This window comes from Bacillus sp. FSL R5-0576 (assembly GCF_038004765.1).
Classification (GTDB): domain Bacteria; phylum Bacillota; class Bacilli; order Bacillales; family Bacillaceae; genus Bacillus; species Bacillus subtilis.
Map to the genome: position 1 here is coordinate 3304390 of NZ_JBBORU010000001.1, position 22188 is coordinate 3326577.

Genomic DNA, 22188 nt, shown 5'->3' on the forward strand with positions numbered 1-22188 from the left:
CTATTTCTCCTTTTTAACTTTTAAAAAGGTAATAGAATCAATTATTTTCCGAACTTTTTTTTCTGCTTCTTCTTCCTTTAATGAACAAACCTCTTTACCCTTATAGCAAGAAAAACGAAAAGAATACTCTATTCCTAAATAATCCTCTTTTTTAGATTTAACATAACCAAAAAATCTATAAGAAAAATTATTCTTTTCATCTACATCATCAAAAATACTTTTCTTTTGAGCAGAATATACAATTTTATCAGATAGCTCTCTTTCTTCGAATTTTCCTTTATAGCTATTTCTACCGCTTACAATGTCAAGCATTGTGTCCTTGTCATTCGCAAAACTTTTTTCTTGATGATAATCTAATTGCCCGTCATATTGAATGTTAGTTTTTTTATTGAAACTATCAAATACTATTGTTTCCTCATTTTCTCCTTTACTTGAAAGATCAGGTACGTACTCCCCATCCTCCGGAAACAACATCCTAAACCCTTTCAGCTTAGATTCCAGCAAATAATATCCTGGTTCCTCTTCTTTTGTTGACACCATATACTCTCTCGTTTTCTCGTCCTGAAACGCAGGTACTTGAGGCAGATCCTTGGGATCCATGTCTTTTGGTTTTACCGCTTCCGTTTTATTGTCATTTGTGCTGTTTTTATCATTGTCATTCATACTGCATCCTCCTGTCAGGGCAAGTAATAAGCTGAAGCAAATAAAGATGATCTTTTTCATTACGAACCTCCACGGGTTTTGTGAGAATAGTATTCTATTTTTATATCAAAAATAATTCTATTGACCTGGTTAAGAGATGATTATTTCATCCTTTTTCATGTTACATCATGGCGGAATTTGGATAAATAGGAAATGAGACTCGGTTTTGATCTCCTTTTATTAACTAATCATATATAACACCTAATATAAATCTAAATACCTATTACTTTTTTCACAAAACAAAAAGAGCCGTAACATACGGCTCTTTACTCTTCTTTCTCAGAATGGCGTTTTTTCAATACGTCAAGCACATCATCCAGCGGCAAGGCTTGTTCTCTGAGCAGGACAAGCAGGTGATACAGCAGGTCTGCCGCTTCCCATTTGAGTTCCTCGTGGTCCCGATTTTTCGCGGCGATGATGACTTCGGATGCTTCTTCTCCGACTTTTTTCAAAATCTTATCGACGCCTTCACGGAAAAGGTAAGTGGTGTAAGCTCCTTCAGGCATCTCCGCTTGGCGTTCCGCGATCACGCGCTCCAGTTCGTTCATGATGCCGAATCGGCCTGCGGCCTGTTCTTCTGTTTGTTCCTTCGTAAAACAGCTGTAGCTGCCAGTGTGGCATGCCGGGCCGGACGGCTCTACAAGTACGATCAGTGCGTCCTGGTCGCAGTCATACCGGATACCTTTGACGGCTTGCGTGTTCCCTGAGGTTTCTCCTTTATGCCATAACGCTTGGCGTGAGCGGCTGTAAAACCATGTTTCCTTCGTTTCCAGCGTTTTTTCGTACGATTCCTTGTTCATATACGCAAGGGTCAGCACTTCTTTGCTTGCCGCATCCTGCACGATGGCAGGAATTAATCCGTCCTCGTTAAAACGCAGCTCATCTGCCTGTTTCATCTCACATTCACCCCGTACTCTTTCAAGTATGATTTCACTTCTTTAATCGATGTTTCTTTATAATGAAAAATTGAGGCGGCCAGCGCGGCGTCGGCTTCTCCTTTTGTAAAAGCCTCAAGCATATGCTGTGCGTTTCCCGCGCCTCCCGAGGCGATAACAGGGACGGGGACAGCTTCGGAAACAAGCTTTGTCAGCGTGTGGTCGAAGCCTTTTTTCTCACCGTCAGAGTCCATGCTTGTCAGCAATATTTCTCCTGCCCCACGTTTGACGCCTTCTTTTGCCCACGCGGTGACCTCCCAATCTGTTTTCTTTCTGCCGCCGTGCGTGTAGACCTTATATGTGTCAGATTCTTTGTCGTACTTGGCATCAATGGCAAGTACGATGCATTGAGAACCGAAAAACTCGGCTCCTTCTGTAATCAGCTCAGGGCGGAGAACAGCTGCCGTGTTCACCGACACTTTGTCCGCTCCGGCACGCAGTATCGTTTTCATATCGCTGAGCTGATTGATGCCGCCGCCGACTGTAAACGGAATGGCAAGCTTCGCGGCAACCTGCTCCACAACGTCAACCATCGTCTTTCGTCCTTCGTGCGAGGCGGAGATATCAAGAAAAACAAGTTCATCCGCACCTTCCCGGTCGTACACTTCAGCGAGTTCAACTGGGTCACCTGCATCCTTCAATTCGAGAAATTGAATTCCTTTGACAACGCGTCCTTCTTTGACATCAAGGCATGGAATAATCCGTTTTGTGATCATTTGCGCTTCACCCTTTCAAGCGCCTCACTCAGCGTAAACTGATTGGTATACAGTGCTTTTCCGATGATCGCTCCAGAGACGCCGTCCGCCTCATAGCGGGCGAGAGCTTCGAGATCCGCGACGGAGCTGACTCCGCCGGAAGCGATCACCGATTTCCCCGTTTCCTTAGCAAGCTCGACCGTGCTTTTAACATTGGGGCCTGACAGCATTCCGTCTGTCGCGATGTCAGTAAAAATAAAGACTTCCGCACCTTCATTGGCTAGCTCTTTGCCCAGTTCAGTTGCCTTAAGGGTTGATGTTTCAAGCCATCCCTCTGTTGAAACAAAACCGTTTCTCGCATCCAGTCCGATTGCAATTTTCTCGCCATATTGTTTCAGCATTTTTTTTACAAACGGAGGGTTAGAAACTGCTGAGCTTCCCAGGATCACCCGATCGACTCCTGCTGATAAATATTCATAGACGTCTTTTTCGGAACGGATCCCGCCGCCGATTTCGACTTTCAGGTTCAGCTTTTGCGCAATCTCAATCACATGGCGGTCATTCACTCTTTTCCCTTCTTTGGCCCCGTCGAGATCAACGAGATGGATCCATTCGGCACCCTCTTTCGCAAATAACTCAGCCATGTCGTACGGTGAATCGCCATATATCGTTTCCTTATTATAATCCCCTTGAACAAGGCGGACACATTTGCCGTTTCTCATATCAATTGCCGGATATAATGTAAAATCACTCATTTTTTCACCTTCTGTTCTTCTGCCATTTTCGTAAATTGGGTTAAAATAGACATTCCGACCGTGCTGCTTTTTTCCGGGTGAAATTGGGCGCCGAAGACGTTCCCTTTTCCGACTACAGCAGGCACTCGCACACCATAATCGGCGCTTGCCAGAAGCGCGTTCTCCTCCATCCCGTCAATGTAATAAGAATGAACGAAGTAAGCGTAGCCTTGTTCTGTTTCAGACAGCAGCGGAGATTCATTATGAAAAGAAAGACGATTCCAGCCCATATGCGGAACCTTCAGCTTGTTTCCTTTTTCATCTTCTGCTTTCAGCCTGACTGCTTTTCCTTTTAACAGCCCGAGTCCTGAAGCGGTGCCGTTTTCTTCGCTTTCTTCAAATAAAAGCTGCATGCCGAGGCAGATCCCGAGAAGCAGCCTTCCCTCTGAGAGCATATCGTGAATCAATTGATCAAGCTTCGTGTAGCGCAAATTGTCCATCGCGTCTCCAAATGAACCGACTCCCGGCAAAATGAAGGCATCAGCTTCTTTCAGCTCCTCCAGCTTTTCAGAAACAAAATACGGCACGCCGACACGCTCAAGCGCCTTTGAGACACTGTATAAATTCCCCATTCCGTAATCTATCACGCCGATCATTTACAGCATCCCTTTCGTTGACGGTATTCCTTTAACACGCGGATCGATCGTTGTCGCTTCATCAAGCGCACGTCCCAGTGCTTTAAAAACGGCTTCAATCATGTGGTGGGTATTTGTGCCATAATGAACGATGACGTGCAGGTTCATTCGAGCTTCGAGCGCCAGCTTCCACAAAAATTCATGTACAAGCTCCGTATCGAAAGTTCCGACTTTAGCAGCCGGGAAATCAGCGCGCATTTCTAAGTGCGGCCGGTTGCTTAAATCAATCACAACTTGAGCAAGTGCCTCATCCATCGGCACAAACGCCGATCCGTAGCGTTTGATTCCTTTTTTATCGCCTAACGCTTCGAGCAGCGCCTGCCCTAAGCAGATGCCGATATCTTCAGTCGTGTGGTGATCATCTATATCAACATCGCCTTTTGCGTTAATGGAAAGATCGAATTGGCCGTGTTTCGTGAATAAATCCAACATATGTGTCATAAACGGCACATCTGTTTTGATATCCGCTTGTCCTCCGCCGTCTATTGTAAATGCCAGCTCAATATCTGTTTCGTTTGTTTTCCTGACGCGTTCCGCTTTTCTCATTTAGAAATCCTCCGTTCTCTCGCTTCAATTGATCTGGCATGGGCTTCTAACCCTTCCAGTCTGGCAAAAGCCGCGATACTTTCGGCATGTTCTTCAAAGGCTGATTGACTGTAAGAAATAATGCTCGATTTCTTTTGAAAATCAGTTACGTTTAATGGACTTGAAAATCTGGCTGTTCCGTTTGTCGGAAGCACATGGTTCGGTCCGGCAAAATAATCACCGACAGGCTCAGGGCTGTATCTGCCTAAGAAAATTGCACCCGCATGTTTGATACTGCCAAGCAAAGCTTCCGGAGACTGTGTTATGATTTCTAAATGCTCTGGCGCGAGTGTATTGACAGTCTCAATCGCTTCTACCATTGTTTCCGCCACATATATACAACCGTAATCTCTCACTGAAGCTTCCGCTATTTCTCTTCGCGGCAAGGTTTCCAGCTGCTTACTCACCTCGGCTGAAACCGCCTCGGCCAGCGCTATGGAATCTGTGACAAACACACATGAGCTGAGCTTATCGTGTTCCGCCTGTGACAGCAGATCGGCTGCAATTTCGCTCGGAATCGCTGTTTCATCAGCCAGCACGACGATTTCACTAGGTCCGGCAATCATATCGATATCGACATCACCGAACACCTCCCGTTTGGCAAGCGCGACATAAATGTTGCCCGGACCCGTGATTTTATCCACCGGCTCAATGGTTTCTGTTCCGTATGCTAACGCCGCAATCGCCTGAGCGCCGCCCATTTTGTAAATGTCTTTTATGCCCAGCTCGGAAGCAGCAACCAAAACTCCAGGAGACAGCAGACCGTCTTTTCCCGGAGGCGTGACGAGAACGATTCTTTCAACGCCCGCTACAAGCGCCGGAATCACATTCATCAAAACAGATGAAGGATATGCGGCCGTTCCCCCCGGCACATATACACCCGCGGAATCCAGCGCCGTCACTTTCTGCCCCAGCATTGTGCCATCCTTTCTGTGATAAAACCAGGAGGATTGCAGCTGTCTTTCGTGATATTCCCTAATATTTTCGATTGCCTGCCTAATCACCTGAAGAAGACGTGAATCCAGTGAGGTGTATGCCTCCTCAAATTCTTCTTTTGTGACCAGCGGGCTGTCTATTTCGATGCCGTCAAATTTCGCCGTGTAGCTGCGAACCGCCTGATCACCGTTTGCTTTAACATCTTCAATAATGGACCGGACCGTCTTTCTTTGTTCTTCCGTTCCGGCATCGATGGAACGCTTGAGAGAAAGCCGTTCCGTTCCGCTGATGGTTTTGATCTTCATTTTGCCGTCTCTCCTTCCACAACGAGAGATAGGCGAGATGCCATTTCGTCAATCACATCGTCTTTCATGCGATAGCTTACCGGGTTGACAATAAAGCGAGAGGTAATGTCACAAATGTGCTCCGTTTCAACAAGCCCATTTTCTTTCAGCGTCTGTCCTGTGGAAACAATGTCCACTATCCGATCTGCAAGCCCAATGAGCGGAGCCAGTTCAATTGAACCGTTGAGCTTAATGATCTCGACTTGTTCTCCCTGCTCTCTGAAATAACTGGAAGCCACATTCGGATACTTTGTCGCGATTCTTGGCGCTACGCCGCTCCAGTCTGTATTCGGAAGTCCGGCGACAGCTAAGTGGCATTTGCTGATTTTTAAATCCAGTACCTCATACACGTCGCGTTCCTCCTCCAGCATGACATCCTTGCCCGCAATTCCGACGTCTGCCACGCCATGCTCCACATACGTGGTTACGTCCATCGGCTTCGCTAATATGAAACGAAGATTTTCCTCCGGCACATCGATGATCAGTTTTCTCGAATCTTCAAACTCCTCAGGGAGCCTGTAGCCTGCCTGCCTCAGCAGCCCTGCCGCTTCTTCAAATATCCGGCCCTTTGGCATCGCCATTGTGAGTAACTTACCCATTTTGCTCTTCCTTTCTGGCACCGATAAAATAAGTGACGTTTGCAAAAGATTTTGTCATCTGGTCGATATTTTCTATTCCCGATAAATCTTGAAGAACCACTTTGTTCCCTTTCATGCGTTCTTCATTCGCATAAGCGATAGCTTGCGCCCGCTGCTCTTTGCTGAAAATAACAGCGTCTATATCAAAAGGTTCTTCTTTCATATGAAGGGCTTCAATCAGCCGGTCGATCCGAAGCCCGAAGCCTGTTGCCGGCGCAGGTGAATCAAAATGGCCCAGCAGCTTGTTGTAACGGCCGCCGCTTCCTATGACAAAACCGACATTCTCGGCGTACACTTCAAATAAAATCCCTGTGTAATAGCTCATGTGGCTGACCATATTCAGATCCAGGCGGACATTTTCCGTACATCCGTAATCCTCAAGAATGCTCCACAGCGCCTTCAGCTCATCAACCACGCTTTTTCCTTGCGCAGAATCGACGATTTCCTCGGCACGTCCGCATACTTCTATACCGCCCCGCAGTTCAAGGAGCTCAAGCAGCCTGCTTTTATCAATGGAGGAAAGCGGGAGAGACTTGACATGCTCTCTGTAGCCGACGTAGTTCTTTTCATATAAGAACCTCCGCAGCACATCAGCTCGTTCAACGTTTCCGAGCACCTCAACAAACAAAGCATCCGCAATGCCGGCATGGCCAATTGCAATTTTAAAGGATGCCAGCCCAGCGTTTTTCAATGCCCCGACGACTAAAGCAATGACCTCCGCATCCGCGCTCGTCGTGCCGTCACCGATTAACTCCACTCCGACCTGCTCGAACTCAGCCGGACGCCCGCCTTCACGCTCCTGAGCCCTGAATACATTTGCCGCATAGCCGACTCTTAGCGGATGACCGTGTTTCAAAAGCTTCGATGCCGCCACCCTTGCAATCGGCCCCGTCATATCCGGGCGAAGCACCAATGTCTTGCCGTCCTGATCAAGTAGCTTAAACAGCTGCTGCTCTTCAATTGCTGACTGGACGCCAACGGTATCGTAAAACTCCAGTGTCGGCGTTTCCATAAATTGATATCCCCATTTATCAATCAAATCGGTTAACGATCGTCTCACCTTTTTTTTCGTTTCGTATAAACCAGGCAGTGTATCTCTCATGCCGTGCGGTTTTTCAAACATAAACATCAACCCGAGCACCTCCGCTGTTATCTTATGAAGGAAAATTCCGAATCCTTTAGTTCGCTAATATGATAACATGTTAGCAGATGAAAGAATGAAAATCAACGCTTAACTTCAGTAAGGATATTTTTAGTTCAAATATCCTTCTCCTCATTATGAAAAAATCATGAATAATGTATTAAAGGTACGTAATATCTCAAATTCTTTATGTTTGGCATGCTATAATACAAATCAAATAGAGAACAAGGAGATAAAGATGAAAACACTGCGAACTCTATGTGTCCTGATGATTCTTTCAGGCGTTATTTTTTTCGGACTTAAAATAGATGCAAAAGATATAGATATTCCTTTTTTGAACAGCCTTAAAAAAGTGGTTTCTGATAGCGATACAGACTCAGCTGCGAATAGCAAAAAGGAGCTGAAGGGAAGCGCAAAACCGCTGGATGTCATCCTTTACAATCAAATGGACGCACCCCGGCTCTATAACGGCTGTGAAGTAACAAGCCTTGCGATGGTGCTGAATTATGCGGGATACGACGTGACAAAAAATACCCTGGCAAATCAGGTTGCCACAGTGCCTTTGACATACAGCAGCGGATTAAAGGGTGATCCGAATGACGGATTTGTCGGGGATATGGCGAATGGCCCTGGTCTCGGTGTCTACCATCGACCGATCTATCAGCTGGCGAAAACCTATGCGGGAGACAAAGTGTCTGATCTGACTGGAAAAAGTATTTCCGCTGTTTATCAGCAGCTTGAAAAAGGCAATCCAGTTTGGGTTATTACGACAGCCAACTTTACGCCAGTTGACAACATGCAGACATGGAAAACGCCAAACGGAACGATAGAGATTACGTACAGCGAACACAGCGTCGCCGTTACGGGATATGATGATAAATATGTGTATCTCAATGATCCGTATGGCTATAAAAACAGAAAAACCGATAGAACAAGCTTTGAAAAAGCGTGGAAACAAATGGGCAGCCAGGCCGTGGTTATTCAAAAGTAAACACCTGAAGCCTCACTATGCTCTATCCTGAGCAAATACGACAATATTCATGCTTTTTGTATCAATCGGTAAGATCGATTCATTTTCCATTTTTCACCCAAAATTGTCTTTACTTTCAGGCTGTCTGTTTTTATGATTAAAGCAGATTCAGCCTTGCCCCGATCTATGCGAGAGAAGCCGGTGCAAGTCGCTGACGCTTCTCTTGCAAAAAATGAAAGATATCCGGGGAGGATTTATCATTGAAAAAAATCGTGTCTATCCTATTTATGTTCGGTTTGGTTATGGGTTTCAGCCAGTTTCAGCCATCAACCGTTTTTGCAGCTGACAAAGTGGTGCACGAAACAATTATCGTACCAAAAAATACAACATATGACGGGAAAGGACAGCGGTTTGTGGCAGGGAAAGAATTAGGTGACGGAAGCCAGTCAGAAAACCAAGACCCTGTTTTTCGTGTGGAGGATGGAGCAACCCTGAAAAATGTGGTGCTTGGTGCACCTGCAGCTGATGGCGTGCACACTTATGGAAACGTTAACATTCAGAATGTGAAATGGGAAGATGTTGGTGAGGATGCGTTAACGGTGAAGAAGGAAGGAAAAGTGACGATCGACGGCGGTTCTGCTCAAAAAGCGTCAGATAAGATATTCCAAATCAATAAAGCCAGTACCTTCACAGTGAAAAATTTCACGGCGGACAATGGCGGGAAGTTCATTAGACAGCTTGGTGGTTCAACCTTCCACGTTGATGTGATCATCGACAAGTGCACCATCACAAACATGAAGGAAGCGATATTCCGGACGGACAGCAAAACAAGCACGGTCAGAATGACAAATACACGCTACTCTAATGTCGGTCAAAAATGGATTGGTGTTCAGCATATTTACGAAAACAACAACACTCAATTTTAACAAAAAAAGTCCGCTGATGTTATTCAGCGGACTTTTTCAATCTTTCTTGCATTTCTTCCTTCGTATAGATGATCTTCATCGGATTTCCGCCGACAAATGCCCCATCAGGCACATCCTTATGGACAAGCGTTCCGGCGGACACAACTGCGCCATCTCCTATTTTCACCCCGGGCAGAATGGTCGTGTTGGCACCAATCATCACTTCGTCCCCGATCAGAACTTTGCCGATCCGGTATTCGTGAATCAAATACTCATGGGCCAGAATGGTCGTATTGTACCCGATGATTGTATTTGTTCCGACTGAGATCTTTTCCGGAAACATGATATCTGGCATCACCATGAGGGCAAAGGATGTCTGTTTTCCAACCTTCATCCGCAGAAATGTGCGGTACAGCCAGTTTTTCATCCCTATAAACGGCGTATATCTCGCAATTTGAATGACAATGAAATTTTTGACGACCTTTAAAAAAGGTACCGTTTGATAGACATGCCACAGTGAGTTGGCCCCCGAGACCGGATGACGATCTGTTTTTCTCACAGATTACTTCACTCCAACGATTTGTAATAGATCACTCATTTTCTCAAGCATAAAATCCGGCTCATACTTCGCCAGCATTTCCGGCCCTTTAATCGTCCATGCGACTCCTGCCGTTTTTGTACCGGCGTTTTTCCCAGCTAGCACATCGTGGTAATTATCTCCGACCATAATGGCTTCCGCCGGCTCGCTTCCTAGCTGTTTCAGCGCTAAAAGCACAGGCTCGGGATCAGGCTTTGCATTCGTCACATCATCAAGGGTAACAACTGTTTCAAAGAATTCGCCGATTCCCGTGAGCTTGAGGCCCATGTTGACAGTATCTCTTAATTTTGTTGTCACAATTCCTAATGTAAAGCCGGCTTTTTTTAATGCATCCAGGGTCTCATATACCGTTTCATATTCAGTCACGAGTGAATCATGCATGTCATGATTGTATGCTCTGTACATGGCGATCATATCCTCGCATTTATCAGGGTCCATCGAAGAGAACGTTTCAAAAAGAGACGGTCCGATAAACGCAAGGACATCTTCTCGTTTATACTTGCTCGGATAATAATGCTCCAGTGTATGCAAAAAGGACGCGATAATTAATTCATTCGTATTAATAAGCGTTCCGTCTAAATCAAACAGAATTGTCGTTACTTGTTTGTCACTCATATTGCTTCCTTTCCAACCGCTGAGGGTTTCCACTTTTTCCATGTATGCGCAATAGCCATTGTCAGCAGAACTGCTGTGGTGACACGAATCACAAGAAGAGGCCAGACCGGTATGCCAAGCGGAATAAAGACAAGTGTATCTTCTACGACCGCGTGGCAGGCAACGAGAAATATAAATGCCAATGTCATATCCCGCCTGCTCACGCCATCATCCTCGACAGCTTTGATCATGACACCCGCTCCGTAGGCCAGACCAATCGTCAGTCCCGCCACCATCGTCATAGACGTATTTTTATTCATGCCAAGCAGCTGCGTAAACGGAGACAGCCACCTGGAGAACCGATGCAGCCAGCCTAAATCTCTTAAAAACTGGATGATGATCATCAGCGGTATGACAATTGCCGCCAGCTGCAAAACACCAAGTCCGGCTTTCATTAGAGCTTCTGCCAGCATTGCCAGCCAGCTGTCTGGCGCGGCGCTCTTCGCAGCGATAAAACCGTACTGCGCCGTTTCCTGTCCGCCATGCCAAATGAGGTTGATGACGATGGCTGACACAGCGGCCAAACCGATGCGCACCGCCAATATGACGCCAATTCTGATACCAACCTTTGCGGCAACTGTCGATTCGATAATTAAGTTATGACAGAATGAAAGCATAACAGCTAAAATAAAGACTTCTTTCACAGATAAATCCAATGTTAAAATCCCGGCAATTCCCGCATACAGATTCAGCATATTTCCCAGTACAAGCGGAATGGCCGCTTCACCAGAAAGCCCGAAGAGACTCATTACCGGTGTGATCAGCCGTACAAGCCAATCCATGACAGGGGTATGCTGAAGCAAAGTGACCAATAGCGTTACCGGGAAAATCACTTTACCCAACGTCCATGTTGTTTGAAAACCTGCTGCAAGACCGGCCAGAAAGATCTTCTTCATCCCTCATCCCCCTTTGTTGACGTCTACTCCGCGTACCGCTCCTTCGAGTATCCCTTGACGCGTCTGAAGATGATGGCTGCCACAGCCAAAACAATCAATACGATTGAAATCACCTGAGCGATGCGAAGTGAATCAGTCAGCATTAAGCTGTCAGTCCGCATTCCTTCAATAAAGTATCTTCCGATTGAATACCAAATGATATAGATCAAGAACATCTCGCCTCTACGCAAATTCGCTCTGCGCAGCAGCAGTAAAACAATGACGCCGACAAAGCTCCATAGTGATTCATATAAAAAAGTAGGATGATAATATTGCCCATTGATATACATTTGATTGATGATAAATTCAGGCAGGTGCAGGTTTTCTAAAAAGGCTCTGCTGACAGCCTCGCCGTGCGCTTCCTGATTCATGAAGTTCCCCCAGCGGCCGATCGCCTGGCCGAGCAAAATGCTGGGCGCGGCAATATCTGCAAGCTTCCAGAACGAAAGGTTTTTCACTCTCGAAAACACATATCCCGTTAAAATGGCGCCGATTAATCCGCCATGAATGGCAATGCCGCCCTTCCAAATCTTAATGATTTCTCCCGGATGTGCCGCATAATAATCCCATTCAAAGGCAACGTAATAAATTCGTGCGCAAATAATCGCAATTGGAATGGCAAACAGGACAAGATCAATAAACGTATCTTTCTGCAGCCCCCGTTTTTCACTTTCCCTCATCGCTATCCACAGCCCGAGCAAAGCGCCGAGACCGATAATGATTCCGTACCAATGGACGGCTAACGGCCCCAGCTGAAAAGCTATCGGATTGAGTGGTTCTATCGCTTCATTCATTTAACGCCAACTCCTATTCTCCTTGTTCACCGTCTTCAATGACATCCGCCAGCTTGTTGGTAAATTGTTCAGCGGCATTCAGCCCCATCCGCTTCAATCTGAAGTTCATTGCTGCCACTTCGATGATGACTGCCAGATTTCGGCCTGGACGGACGGGAATCGTCAGTTTTGTGATTTCTGTATCAATGATTTTCATGGTTTCTTCCTCAAGCCCGAGACGGTCGTATTGCTTGCCCTGCTCCCAAAGTTCAAGGTTCATGACAATCGTGATTCGTTTATTGCTTCTGACCGCGCCGGCGCCAAACAGCGTCATCACGTTGATAATGCCAAGCCCCCTGATTTCAAGGAGATGCTCAATTAATTCCGGAGCGTTTCCGACAAGGGTATCCTGATCCTCCTGCCGAATTTCAACGCAATCATCGGCAACAAGGCGATGCCCTCTTTTCACAAGCTCCAGCGCTGTTTCACTTTTCCCGACGCCGCTTTTTCCTGTGATCAGCACGCCGACACCATATATATCGACAAGAACGCCATGAATCGCCGTGGTAGGCGCCAGCCGGCTCTCAAGGAAGTTGGTTAAACGGCTTGACAGTCTTGTCGTTTTCAGCGGCGATCTGAGGACTGGCACCCCATTTTTCTCAGAAGCGTCAATCAGCTCCTGCGGGATGGGCATATCTCTAGAAAGAATAATAGCTGGTGTTACATCAGTGCACAGAGAATCCATTCGCTGTTTTTTATCCTCTTCCGGAAGCTGTTCAAAGAAAGAAAGCTCTGTTTTTCCGAGAAGCTGCACGCGCTCTCTCGGGTAATATGTAAAATATCCGGCAATTTCAATGCCTGGTCTTGATAGGTCACTCATTGTAATCGGGCGGTTAATTCCTTCTTCTCCGCTGATTAATTCCAAATTGAACTGTTCCATTACGTCTTTTGTGCGAACCTTTGCCACGATATGTTCCTCCTGTTCCGGGCTGCCCCGAGCTTGCTCACAATACTTTCATTTTATCACTTTCGGGCTTGAACCTAAAACAGATTTTATAAAAGGGGGGAAAACACCTCAGCTGGTCTAGATCACTAGTCTGAAAAAGAGTAAAATAAAGGTATTCAAATTCCAGAAAGGCGGATCATCTATGGCAGAGAGTCTTCTTATCAAAGACATTGCGATCGTGACAGAAAATGAAGTAATCAAAAACGGCTATGTCGGAATCAATGACGGAAAAATCAGCACAGTTTCAACAGAACGGCCCAAGGAGTCATATTCAAAAGAGATTCAAGCACCTGCGGATTCCGTTTTGCTTCCCGGCATGATTGACATTCATATCCACGGCGGCTATGGCGCAGATACAATGGATGCTAGCTTTTCCACGCTCGACATCATGTCGTCAAGACTGCCCGAAGAAGGCACGACGAGCTTTTTAGCCACAACGATTACCCAAGAGCATGGGAACATTTCTCAAGCTTTGGTGAACGCAAGAGAGTGGAAAGCGGCTGAAGAGTCCTCTTTATTAGGTGCAGAACTGCTCGGCATTCATTTAGAGGGCCCCTTTGTTTCGCCTAAAAGAGCCGGAGCGCAGCCAAAAGAGTGGATTAGGCCTTCGGATGTTGCGCTTTTCAAAAAGTGGCAGCAGGAGGCGGGCGGACTGATCAAAATTGTTACACTTGCGCCGGAGGAGGATCAGCATTTTGAACTGATCCGCCATTTGAAAGACGAATCGATTATCGCGTCCATGGGGCACACGGATGCCGATTCCGCATTGCTGTCGGATGCCGCAAAAGCAGGGGCGAGCCATATGACTCATCTGTACAACGCGATGAGCCCGTTTCATCACCGAGAGCCCGGAGTGATCGGAACGGCGCTGGCCCATGATGGGTTTGTGACAGAGCTTATCGCCGATGGCATTCACTCCCATCCTTTAGCTGCAAAGCTTGCTTTTTTGGCGAAAGGCAGCAGCAAGCTCATTTTAATTACCGATTCCATGAGGGCAAAAGGCCTGAAAGACGGCGTATATGAGTTTGGCGGCCAAAGTGTGACGGTAAGAGGACGAACAGCTCTTCTTTCAGACGGAACCCTTGCCGGTTCGATCCTCAAAATGAACGAAGGCGCACGGCATATGCGTGAGTTTACAAATTGCTCTTGGACGGATATAGCTAATATAACTTCTGCAAACGCGGCCAAACAGCTGGGCATCTTTGACCGAAAAGGCAGTGTGACTGTGGGAAAAGATGCAGATTTGGTGATTGTCAGCAGTGATTGCGAGGTGATTCTCACCATTTGCCGCGGAAACATTGCATTTATATCCAAGGAGGCTGACCAGATATGAAAGTAATGGAATGTCAAACGTATGAAGAGCTAAGCCAAAAAGCAGCCAGAATAACGGCAGATACAATCAAAGAAAAACCTGATGCCGTTCTCGGGTTAGCGACGGGCGGCACACCGGAAGGCACGTATCGCGAGCTGATCCGCCTGCACCAAACTGAGAATCTCTCATTTCAAAACGTCACTACAGTTAATTTGGATGAGTACGCCAGACTTTCAAGCAATGACCCGAACAGCTATCACTTCTATATGAACGACCGTTTTTTTCAGCATATCGACAGCAAGCCTAGCCGGCATTTTATTCCGAATGGAAATGCAGACGATTTGGAGGACGAATGCAGACGGTATGAACAGCTAGTCGAGTCCCTCGGCGGCACTGACATTCAGCTTCTCGGCATTGGCCGAAACGGACACATCGGCTTTAACGAACCGGGAACGTCTTTCAAGTCGCAAACTCATGTTGTGACATTAAATGAGCAAACCCGCCAAGCGAATGCCAGATATTTTCCCTCCATAGACAGCGTGCCGAAAAAAGCACTGACAATGGGAATTCAAACGATACTCTCAAGCAAGCGCATTCTTCTGCTTATTTCTGGAAAAAGCAAAGCGGAAGCTGTTCGTAAGCTGTTAGAAGGAAACATAAGCGAAGATTTTCCCGCATCTGCTTTGCACCTGCATTCCGATGTTACGGTTTTGATTGATCGTGAAGCCGCGTCATTAAGACCTTGAAAGGAACATGCTGACTTATGAATATCAATAAACAATCGCCTATTCCGATTTATTATCAGATTATGGAGCAATTAAAAAACCAAATTAAGAGCGGAGAGCTGCAGCCGGATATGCCTCTTCCTTCTGAGCGCGAATATGCCGAACAATTCGGGATCAGCCGGATGACAGTTCGCCAGGCGCTTTCTAATTTAGTTAATGAAGGCTTGCTCTATCGCCTGAAGGGGCGGGGCACCTTTGTCAGCAAGCCAAAAATGGAACAAGCACTTCAAGGGCTGACAAGCTTTACCGAGGATATGAAAAGCCGCGGGATGACACCGGGCAGCAGGCTCATTGATTATCAGCTTATTGATTCGACTGAGGAACTCGCGGCTATATTAGGCTGCGGGCACCCCTCCTCTATCCATAAAATCACTCGGGTGCGGCTGGCAAATGATATTCCGATGGCGATTGAGTCCTCACATATTCCGTTTGAGCTTGCGGGTGAATTAAACGAATCGCATTTTCAGTCGTCGATCTATGATCATATTGAAAGGTACAACAGCATACCGATTTCCCGTGCAAAACAGGAGCTTGAGCCAAGCGCTGCCACCACGGAAGAAGCGAACATTCTTGGTATTCAAAAGGGAGCGCCGGTCCTATTAATCAAACGAACAACATATCTGCAGAACGGAACTGCTTTTGAGCATGCAAAATCTGTATACAGAGGCGACCGTTATACATTTGTCCACTATATGGATCGTCTTTCATAAAAAAAAAGCCTCCAACCCTTTTTAAGGATTGGAGACATGGCGAAAATCAAACTGGTCTGGTGCTGGACGATATGTCTCTTTTTTCGTCTTGAACTTCCAGATCGGTGATTTCGTTTTGCCGTTAAAACTGTCTTCCACTATAATGTACCAATAATAAACAGACTGCGGTTGAAGATGATCCCAGCGGAATTCAGCTGTGTCCCCGCTCTTCACTTGCTCCCGTTTTCCGAGCTCTTCATTGGTATATACGTTACATTCAAAATAATCGGTTTCCACCTTTTTGATTCTTGGCTTCAAATCAAGCGAAAGGGAAAATTCATCCTTGTTGCCATAGGTATCCGTATCATAGTAGTTCTTATCCTTTACATACGGAGAGTACGTCGATACGTGCACCATGTCATTGGCTTGGTCAAATTGAAGCAAACGCAAATACCCTTGGCCGCCTTCTGGCCCGCCCTGATAATCGGCCAGCATTTGATGCACAAGACGATCCGGTTTCCCATCACCATCATCATCCAGCTCATCTGTTTTTCTCATCGCACTATGATAATGCCCGCTCAACACCATCACGACATTCGGGTTCGGCTTTACGATTTCTTTGAATATTTTCTCTCCGATTGGGCTTCTGTTTCCGCTGACCAGCAAATACTCATGAAAAGCTAAAATGGCCATCCGGTCAGGATGCTTCTTCAGCACCTGATTCATCCACGCGATGTCTTCATCCGTAATGCCCCATCCCATGTACAGCATGATATAATCATTGCCGTTGCTAGAAATCAGGTCATAATGTCCGCGGTTGTTTTTATAGGAACCGCCATAATGCAATTTTTTATCAAAACGATCGCTGCCAAAATATTTGCCAAACGCCCTGTAGGAGCCGTCCTTATGCCCGACATCGTGGTTGCCGGCCAGCACGCCGTAAGGAATTCCGCTCTTATCCAGAACGGACATTGACCGATCAGCGTTTTTCCACTGTCTGATATCAGCGGAATCATCTACAATATCACCCGTGTGGAACACATATTTGATATTGAGCTGCTTTTGATTATCTTTTATCCATTCGGTCTGTTTATCAAAAATATGCGGATAGCTTTCGGCGTAATACTGTGTATCAGACATCCAGACAAATGTGTACATATCCTTCGCAGGGGGAATTTCATCCTGTACAATCACATTCATTTTCGACTCCCGTACAAAATCGGCGGCAATCACAGATGCTTTCAGCGTAAACGGTTTGTCATCCTTCGCGACGAAGCTGTCAACAGGCTGCCATTCGTTTGTCCGATAATTCCAAGCATACATCGTCACCTTTCTCCCCGGCAAAGAACTGCCCTTCCAGACTGCTTCTGCCAGATCATTCTCATCAATTGATGGATCAACCGTCACTTCAAAGCGATGATAAGGGAAACGCTCTTTGTTTTCTGTCGATACTGTTTTTCCATCAGCAGCAGATACCCGCTCCAATTCTTTATTCGTAAATGGGGTCTCACTTTCCGGCACAAAGCTTTTCGGCGGTTCAGTCAGTGACGCGTGCTTAAATATTTTTACATGATTTCGCGCTGTATATTGAAATCCCCTATAAAAACCAACATCCATGGCGTCATTCGTCGGATCTTTCACCCGTACAGAAAGCTTAGCCTTATGCGTGTCGGCTTCGCTGTCTATAACCTCCGGCTGGTCCGGATGCTCTCGTTCGGTTTTAAACGTCCTCTCAATCACTGTTTTATTGCCCGCGAGATCCGTTGCTGTCACTTTTAGAGAATGTTTTCCCGGCAAAAGGTCAGAAGATGACGTATGATATGGGAGTGTAATGCTTTCTCCATCTAAAGACGCCTTCGCTTCCTCAATTTTGCTCCATTTATCATACATATCCGCCTGCAGGATAAGGTTTCCTTTATACGTTTGCCCCTCGGTGATATTCGGCTCAATGTGAGGTCCTGAATTATCTACCCGTACAACCAGGCTGACATTTTCCTTGCCGTCGCTTGCTTGAATATGGTGAGCGCCTTCAGAAAGCTTTGATGTATCCCACTCCAGCAGCTGTGATGTAAACAGTCCGTCAGGCAGATTGAACTGAAATTGCCAGCTTTTATTCGAGCGCTGATTATCGCCAATAAAGAGTTCCTTCTCAGGGGACACCCTCTGATCCCTGATCACCGTTCCATCCGATAACACCAATCGGGCGTTTTTGACTAAGAAGTCATCACGGTTTTCAGCCGTATCAAACGGGGACACCTTCGAACCCGATCGTATCGTAATACGCTGCAGCTGCTTCCCTTTCCGAAGCAGTGTCTCTGGCAATGGAACAGAATAGGTGCGGTATTTATTTGTTGTATCATCGAACACCTTTAGCACTTTGCCTTCCATCGTTACCGCGTTTTTAAAATAAAGGTTCGTTTTCCTCGTATCGAATGCAAAATATACTTCTTTTTCCATCGCGGGCTCTGTCACTTGTTTTTTCCCGTCAATCCATAGCTTAATGCGGTCAGCTCGCCCTTCTGTCGTGGCTTTGAGAAATTGAGTTCCCGACAGCGTGTCTCTGTTTTCAATATTCATCCGCAGACCGTGCGACTTGCTTGTTTGTTTAATATCAATCATTTTGACCGGCGTTCTCGCTTCATTGATCCCGTCCCCGGCCGCCACATAATACTCTAGCTGATCCTTCCCGATCAATTCAGGCGAATACACAATATAATGGTAGAGATTATCGTTGCGGTCTTTTTCAGCAAGAATTCGCTTAAACGGTTTGTTCTCATCCGTCCGGTAGTAAAAGGCCGCTGTTTTCACTAGACTTCGGTCCCGTATGTCAGCCCGCAGTTCAATGCTTTCAGCAGGGCGGACAGGCTTGCGGTCAGTTAAATCCTCAATGACCGGCTTTTCTTTATCGAGCTTGATTTTCCGTTTCTGCTCGGGCACCTGTGCCTGTAATACGGTTCCGGGAGATGGATTCTTTTCCCCGATTGAAATGTTCAGAAGTTCTGCGGTTCCGTTCAGCGGATACTTATAAAGCACTGATGACAGCCGGCGCAGCGCATGTTTCCGATAATGCGCAACCGAAATGTCCTTTCCTGTATTCGTTGATATCACAACGGCCCGCGGCCTCGTATTGGCCATACCCTCTGTCTCGTCTATCACCGCGAGATTTTTTCCTTCTTTTAGTTGTGTCTGATAATAACGATTGAAATCCTCTGACGTCAATTCTGGATGCCCGGCAGGCTTCAGCCAGACGACAAACGTTTCGCCGGATGGTATCAAGATCCTTTCATCAGGTCTCCAAATCAGATCGGAGTCAGGCCCTTCTTTTGGGTAGCGGTAACGGATATGGTAGTCTTTAAAATCAATCGTTCTGTCAGTCGTATTAAAAATCTCAATAAATTCATAACCATCTGCGCGTCCTATATTCTTCGTATCAACCGCCAGCTCTGTGATCAGAAGCTCCGGAATATGGGCAAGGTCAGCCTGGTATCCTTCAAGCTTCAGTTTCTTCGTCTCCGACTTCACCCTCTGCTTCCCATTCGACATCACAATGTAATACTCAAGCTCGCTGTTCCAAATCAAACGTTTCGGAATTTGTGCCAAAAACTTGCGGACCGCTCCGGGGGTCGGGTCCATCGGCACCATTTTGTAGCCCAGCTCATTACTTTGTTTATAAAAAAGAAAGGCGGAAAATGCTTGATACGAATTATCGCGAACTTGAGCCTCAATCATTAGATTGCTTCTCATTTCAGCTTTCACATCAATTTGAGGAGGATTTTCAAGCAAGGGTATGTAATGAGGCGTTTGAAATAGTTCCTGCTGTACAACAGGAACAGCTTTCGATTCATGATGGCCGCCAGACAAAACGGAAAGAAAAGACAGTAATATAGAAGCAATAACCGTGTATTTCCTCATCAAAGCACCTCCCTTTTCATGTATTTTGCGTCTGAACAGGGAAGCTTATGAGTTCATTTTTAAACAATATCCAATCTGACAAAGCAGATGGTATACGACATATACGCGGGACTGCTGACAAAAAGCGAACACTTCACTTCACAATTTTTTAAGGAGGCTGCAGAACATGTAAAAAAGCTGCCTTTGCGGGCAGCTTTTTTTTATTTTTTTCTAAGCGGCTCTAAAATGCCTTTTTGAATCAGCAAATGGAAGACCGACAGGATAACGGATGCCCATATCGCTGTGCCGAAGCCGTCGATTTGAAAGCTGTCACCCATAATGGACGCGGTCATCATAAGCGTGATGGCGTTAATCACAAACAAGAAGAGTCCAAGCGTCACCATGGTGACCGGCAGTGTAAAGATAATTAAAAGCGGTTTAATCAGCACGTTTAAGATCGATAAAATGAGGCTGGCGATAATCGCTGCCCCAATGCTGCTGATATGGATGGAGTCAATATATCCATCAATGACGATTAATAACAATGCATTGACTAAAATGCTGACTGCCCATTTTACCATGTCATTTCATATCCCTTTCTGACGGGACGATAAAAATCCAAATGATATAAATGAGCAAAACCGGCAAGACACTTGTCATAATGGCTAAGATGACAGTTATGACTCTGAGGAGTGATGCGTCCCAATTGAAATATTCCGCGAGACCTCCGATAACACCGGCGATTTTCTTATTTTTTTCTGAGCGATAAAGCTTATTCATTCGATCACCTCTGTGAGTACTTTAGTTTGATGGCGCCTGTTAGTGATTCTGAGAAGACGGTGATGTTTTGATCATGTGCCTGATTTGAAGTGAACATCATTTCTTTTTGAATGGTATCATTTTTTTCCTTCAGCATCTCAACATCCATTAATTCATGGGACAGCGAACCAAGATTGCTTTTCAGCTCTGCCTTCACTGCGAGATCGTCCGGAATCGCAAGCTCCACACTTCCAGTCGTTGTTTTTGCATAAATGGAGCGGCAGTCTGATTCTGTTACGTTAATCGCAATATTTCCGTTAAAGCTTTGAACGTCAATGGATTCGCTTTTCCCTCGGAGATCGATCAATCCGTTAATGGTTTCCGCTTCTATCGTTCCGCAGCTGTGGCTGGCGAGTTTAATTTGCCCGTTGGCCGTTTCAGCTATGGCTTTTTCGGCTGTTAAGTGCGAGAACGACAGCACGCCGTTTGTCGTTTTCGCTGAGAACTCTTTTACATGTAAATGTTCCCCTCTGACCGGACCGTTAAACAGCTTCACCCGAATCTTATCATACTCCTTCTGAGGAATATACAAAGTGACATTCGTTTTCATCGTCTTTTTCTCAGTACGGATAAAAAATTTATTTCCTTTGATTTCACATTCAATATGCTGAAGAAATGCGTGTCTCGCCGCATCCTGGCTGTCAGCGCGATATACCTTCGCCTGGCATTCCGCTCTGATATCGTCATCTTCCCAAGGGACGATATTCACGCTGCCATTCGCAATTTGCAGCTCAACACTGGAAAAGTCAGTATCTTTAAATTGAAAAATGTGCTGAACATCATACGCATGGCCAAAGTTTAAATCAAGGTCAACTTCCTTGACCTTTTTCACAGCAGAATCAATCCAGTCAAACAGCTTGGCTCCTAAAGACGGCTTGCCGCTTTCTTTTTTTGCCGTTGTAAATGGCTCTTCCTCGTCATGAACGTGAACTGAGAGCGCTGTGATTTTCTCTTCTTTTTCCTTGTAGTCGCTGTCAAGCTTTTCAATCAGTGTCAAAGCTTCTTGTGCTGTAAGCTTTCCTTCCTCAACAAGCTTAAGGATTCGTTCCTTTTCTTGCATCATTACGATCTCCTCCCCATTGTCTACTTATGCTGCACGCAGGACCTTAATGCCCTGAATCACATTCCAAATGATAATGCCAATGACAACCAAGAAATAAATAACCGCTCCCCCAATGATTACAAATACAGGAAGCAAGCTGTCTCCATCAATCGCAACGGCTCCGCCAAGTAAAGCAATAAAAAGGAACAGCCAGCCGACAAACGGAACTATGTGAGAAATAAGAGAGCGTATCGCATGGCGTTTTGTTTCTTTCTCATTTACAACAAAATAAGCGACAATCGGCACAATGATTGGCGCAATAAACACACTGAAATAACAAAGTGATGCAATAATAGCTTGATTACGGTTCAATTCATTCCACACTCCTATTGTGAATTGTCCAT

The 22188-nt window shown here is 45.8% G+C and carries 24 protein-coding genes; 5 read left to right on the forward strand and 19 right to left on the reverse strand.

The window, feature by feature from the left end; all coding sequences use genetic code 11:
• The 9 genes from NX903_RS17000 to NX903_RS17040 form a co-directional block, all read right to left on the reverse strand.
• Positions 1-723, reverse strand: coding sequence for a lipoprotein YvcA (locus NX903_RS17000; RefSeq protein WP_134983074.1), 723 nt, complete (start codon positions 721-723; stop codon positions 1-3).
• Between the two features lie 245 nt (positions 724-968).
• A complete protein-coding gene (gene hisIE, locus NX903_RS17005) occupies positions 969-1598 on the reverse strand; it encodes a bifunctional phosphoribosyl-AMP cyclohydrolase/phosphoribosyl-ATP diphosphatase HisIE (RefSeq protein ID WP_086344367.1) in 630 nt (209 codons plus the stop codon).
• Entirely contained in the window at positions 1595-2353 is a 759-nt protein-coding gene (hisF, locus tag NX903_RS17010; RefSeq protein ID WP_003244585.1) for an imidazole glycerol phosphate synthase subunit HisF, read from the reverse strand. Before hisF ends, hisIE begins: the two co-directional genes overlap by 4 nt.
• The gene (hisA, locus tag NX903_RS17015; protein WP_086344368.1) at positions 2350-3087 is read right to left on the reverse strand and encodes a 1-(5-phosphoribosyl)-5-[(5-phosphoribosylamino)methylideneamino]imidazole-4-carboxamide isomerase; all 738 of its coding nucleotides are present in this window, start codon (positions 3085-3087) and stop codon (positions 2350-2352) included. Before hisA ends, hisF begins: the two co-directional genes overlap by 4 nt.
• Positions 3084-3722 (reverse strand): imidazole glycerol phosphate synthase subunit HisH, encoded by a 639-nt coding sequence (gene hisH, locus NX903_RS17020; protein ID WP_086344369.1) that lies wholly within the window; start codon positions 3720-3722, stop codon positions 3084-3086. Before hisH ends, hisA begins: the two co-directional genes overlap by 4 nt.
• Positions 3723-4307, reverse strand: coding sequence for an imidazoleglycerol-phosphate dehydratase HisB (gene hisB / locus NX903_RS17025; protein WP_003243389.1), 585 nt, complete (start codon positions 4305-4307; stop codon positions 3723-3725).
• A complete protein-coding gene (hisD, locus tag NX903_RS17030; protein ID WP_086344370.1) occupies positions 4304-5587 on the reverse strand; it encodes a histidinol dehydrogenase in 1284 nt (427 codons plus the stop codon). The genes hisB and hisD overlap by 4 nt, the downstream gene beginning before the upstream one ends.
• Positions 5584-6225 (reverse strand): ATP phosphoribosyltransferase, encoded by a 642-nt coding sequence (hisG, locus tag NX903_RS17035; RefSeq protein WP_015251138.1) that lies wholly within the window; start codon positions 6223-6225, stop codon positions 5584-5586. The genes hisD and hisG overlap by 4 nt, the downstream gene beginning before the upstream one ends.
• A complete protein-coding gene (locus NX903_RS17040; RefSeq protein WP_086344624.1) occupies positions 6218-7393 on the reverse strand; it encodes an ATP phosphoribosyltransferase regulatory subunit in 1176 nt (391 codons plus the stop codon). The genes hisG and NX903_RS17040 overlap by 8 nt, the downstream gene beginning before the upstream one ends.
• 250 nt (positions 7394-7643) lie before the next feature.
• Between NX903_RS17040 and NX903_RS17045 the strand changes: the two genes are divergently transcribed.
• Entirely contained in the window at positions 7644-8396 is a 753-nt protein-coding gene (locus tag NX903_RS17045; RefSeq protein ID WP_003243552.1) for a C39 family peptidase, read from the forward strand.
• A 239-nt stretch (positions 8397-8635) separates the two neighbouring features.
• On the forward strand, positions 8636-9301 hold the full coding sequence (gene pelC, locus NX903_RS17050) for a pectate/pectin lyase PelC (protein WP_003242578.1): 666 nt from the start codon (positions 8636-8638) through the stop codon (positions 9299-9301).
• Between the two features lie 19 nt (positions 9302-9320).
• On the opposite strand, the gene hprF is transcribed toward pelC, so the two are convergent.
• From hprF to hprK, 5 genes are read right to left on the reverse strand one after another with little or no spacing between them, the layout of a single operon-like run.
• Positions 9321-9839 carry a heptaprenylglyceryl phosphate O-acetyltransferase gene (gene hprF, locus NX903_RS17055; protein WP_086344371.1) on the reverse strand — a complete coding sequence of 173 codons (519 nt, stop codon included), beginning with the start codon at positions 9837-9839 and terminating at the stop codon, positions 9321-9323.
• A 3-nt stretch (positions 9840-9842) separates the two neighbouring features.
• Positions 9843-10493 carry a pyrophosphatase PpaX gene (ppaX, locus tag NX903_RS17060; RefSeq protein ID WP_041055175.1) on the reverse strand — a complete coding sequence of 217 codons (651 nt, stop codon included), beginning with the start codon at positions 10491-10493 and terminating at the stop codon, positions 9843-9845.
• Complete coding sequence (locus NX903_RS17065) at positions 10490-11428, reverse strand: nucleoside recognition domain-containing protein (RefSeq protein WP_086344372.1); 939 nt, start codon at positions 11426-11428, stop codon at positions 10490-10492. Before NX903_RS17065 ends, ppaX begins: the two co-directional genes overlap by 4 nt.
• A gap of 23 nt (positions 11429-11451) precedes the next feature.
• Positions 11452-12261 (reverse strand): prolipoprotein diacylglyceryl transferase, encoded by an 810-nt coding sequence (lgt, locus tag NX903_RS17070; protein ID WP_003242661.1) that lies wholly within the window; start codon positions 12259-12261, stop codon positions 11452-11454.
• A gap of 13 nt (positions 12262-12274) precedes the next feature.
• Positions 12275-13207 carry an HPr(Ser) kinase/phosphatase gene (hprK, locus tag NX903_RS17075; protein WP_024571931.1) on the reverse strand — a complete coding sequence of 311 codons (933 nt, stop codon included), beginning with the start codon at positions 13205-13207 and terminating at the stop codon, positions 12275-12277.
• A 181-nt stretch (positions 13208-13388) separates the two neighbouring features.
• Here hprK and nagA point away from each other — a divergent pair, with 181 nt between their 5' ends.
• From nagA to nagR, 3 genes are read left to right on the forward strand one after another with little or no spacing between them, the layout of a single operon-like run.
• Entirely contained in the window at positions 13389-14579 is a 1191-nt protein-coding gene (nagA, locus tag NX903_RS17080; protein ID WP_014481023.1) for an N-acetylglucosamine-6-phosphate deacetylase, read from the forward strand.
• Positions 14576-15304, forward strand: coding sequence for a glucosamine-6-phosphate deaminase (gene nagB, locus NX903_RS17085; protein WP_086344373.1), 729 nt, complete (start codon positions 14576-14578; stop codon positions 15302-15304). Before nagA ends, nagB begins: the two co-directional genes overlap by 4 nt.
• Before the next feature lie 17 nt (positions 15305-15321).
• Entirely contained in the window at positions 15322-16053 is a 732-nt protein-coding gene (nagR, locus tag NX903_RS17090) for an N-acetylglucosamine utilization transcriptional regulator NagR (RefSeq protein ID WP_015251129.1), read from the forward strand.
• A gap of 21 nt (positions 16054-16074) precedes the next feature.
• Here nagR and NX903_RS17095 read toward each other — a convergent pair whose 3' ends face one another.
• The 5 genes from NX903_RS17095 to yvlA form a co-directional block, all read right to left on the reverse strand.
• Complete coding sequence (locus NX903_RS17095) at positions 16075-19944, reverse strand: metallophosphoesterase (protein WP_086344374.1); 3870 nt, start codon at positions 19942-19944, stop codon at positions 16075-16077.
• A 200-nt stretch (positions 19945-20144) separates the two neighbouring features.
• Complete coding sequence (locus NX903_RS17100) at positions 20145-20504, reverse strand: phage holin family protein (protein WP_003228066.1); 360 nt, start codon at positions 20502-20504, stop codon at positions 20145-20147.
• Position 20505: 1 nt separating this feature from the next.
• On the reverse strand, positions 20506-20703 hold the full coding sequence (locus NX903_RS17105) for a PspC domain-containing protein (RefSeq protein WP_003228065.1): 198 nt from the start codon (positions 20701-20703) through the stop codon (positions 20506-20508).
• A gap of 4 nt (positions 20704-20707) precedes the next feature.
• Entirely contained in the window at positions 20708-21805 is a 1098-nt protein-coding gene (locus tag NX903_RS17110; protein ID WP_014481027.1) for a DUF4097 family beta strand repeat-containing protein, read from the reverse strand.
• Between the two features lie 24 nt (positions 21806-21829).
• Positions 21830-22156: a protein YvlA gene (gene yvlA, locus NX903_RS17115; protein ID WP_003244375.1), complete on the reverse strand. Its 327-nt coding sequence runs from the start codon at positions 22154-22156 to the stop codon at positions 21830-21832.
• Between the last annotated feature and the right edge of the window lie 32 nt (positions 22157-22188).

Bases quoted from the DNA above. Each gene is read 5' to 3' on its own strand.
- lgt (WP_003242661.1), bottom strand. From the start codon at position 12,261: ATGAATGAAGCGATAGAACCACTCAATCCGATAGCTTTTCAGCTGGGG.
- NX903_RS17095 (WP_086344374.1), bottom strand. From the start codon at position 19,944: ATGAGGAAATACACGGTTATTGCTTCTATATTACTGTCTTTTCTTTCC.
- hisG (WP_015251138.1), bottom strand. From the start codon at position 6,225: ATGGGTAAGTTACTCACAATGGCGATGCCAAAGGGCCGGATATTTGAA.
- hisA (WP_086344368.1), bottom strand. From the start codon at position 3,087: ATGAGTGATTTTACATTATATCCGGCAATTGATATGAGAAACGGCAAA.
- NX903_RS17000 (WP_134983074.1), bottom strand. From the start codon at position 723: ATGAAAAAGATCATCTTTATTTGCTTCAGCTTATTACTTGCCCTGACA.
- NX903_RS17040 (WP_086344624.1), bottom strand. From the start codon at position 7,393: ATGTTTATGTTTGAAAAACCGCACGGCATGAGAGATACACTGCCTGGT.
- ppaX (WP_041055175.1), bottom strand. From the start codon at position 10,493: ATGAGTGACAAACAAGTAACGACAATTCTGTTTGATTTAGACGGAACG.
- NX903_RS17110 (WP_014481027.1), bottom strand. From the start codon at position 21,805: ATGATGCAAGAAAAGGAACGAATCCTTAAGCTTGTTGAGGAAGGAAAG.
- hisD (WP_086344370.1), bottom strand. From the start codon at position 5,587: ATGAAGATCAAAACCATCAGCGGAACGGAACGGCTTTCTCTCAAGCGT.
- NX903_RS17065 (WP_086344372.1), bottom strand. From the start codon at position 11,428: ATGAAGAAGATCTTTCTGGCCGGTCTTGCAGCAGGTTTTCAAACAACA.
- NX903_RS17045 (WP_003243552.1), top strand. From the start codon at position 7,644: ATGAAAACACTGCGAACTCTATGTGTCCTGATGATTCTTTCAGGCGTT.
- nagB (WP_086344373.1), top strand. From the start codon at position 14,576: ATGAAAGTAATGGAATGTCAAACGTATGAAGAGCTAAGCCAAAAAGCA.
- nagA (WP_014481023.1), top strand. From the start codon at position 13,389: ATGGCAGAGAGTCTTCTTATCAAAGACATTGCGATCGTGACAGAAAAT.
- NX903_RS17105 (WP_003228065.1), bottom strand. From the start codon at position 20,703: ATGAATAAGCTTTATCGCTCAGAAAAAAATAAGAAAATCGCCGGTGTT.
- hisIE (WP_086344367.1), bottom strand. From the start codon at position 1,598: ATGAAACAGGCAGATGAGCTGCGTTTTAACGAGGACGGATTAATTCCT.
- nagR (WP_015251129.1), top strand. From the start codon at position 15,322: ATGAATATCAATAAACAATCGCCTATTCCGATTTATTATCAGATTATG.
- hisH (WP_086344369.1), bottom strand. From the start codon at position 3,722: ATGATCGGCGTGATAGATTACGGAATGGGGAATTTATACAGTGTCTCA.
- hisF (WP_003244585.1), bottom strand. From the start codon at position 2,353: ATGATCACAAAACGGATTATTCCATGCCTTGATGTCAAAGAAGGACGC.
- NX903_RS17100 (WP_003228066.1), bottom strand. From the start codon at position 20,504: ATGGTAAAATGGGCAGTCAGCATTTTAGTCAATGCATTGTTATTAATC.
- hisB (WP_003243389.1), bottom strand. From the start codon at position 4,307: ATGAGAAAAGCGGAACGCGTCAGGAAAACAAACGAAACAGATATTGAG.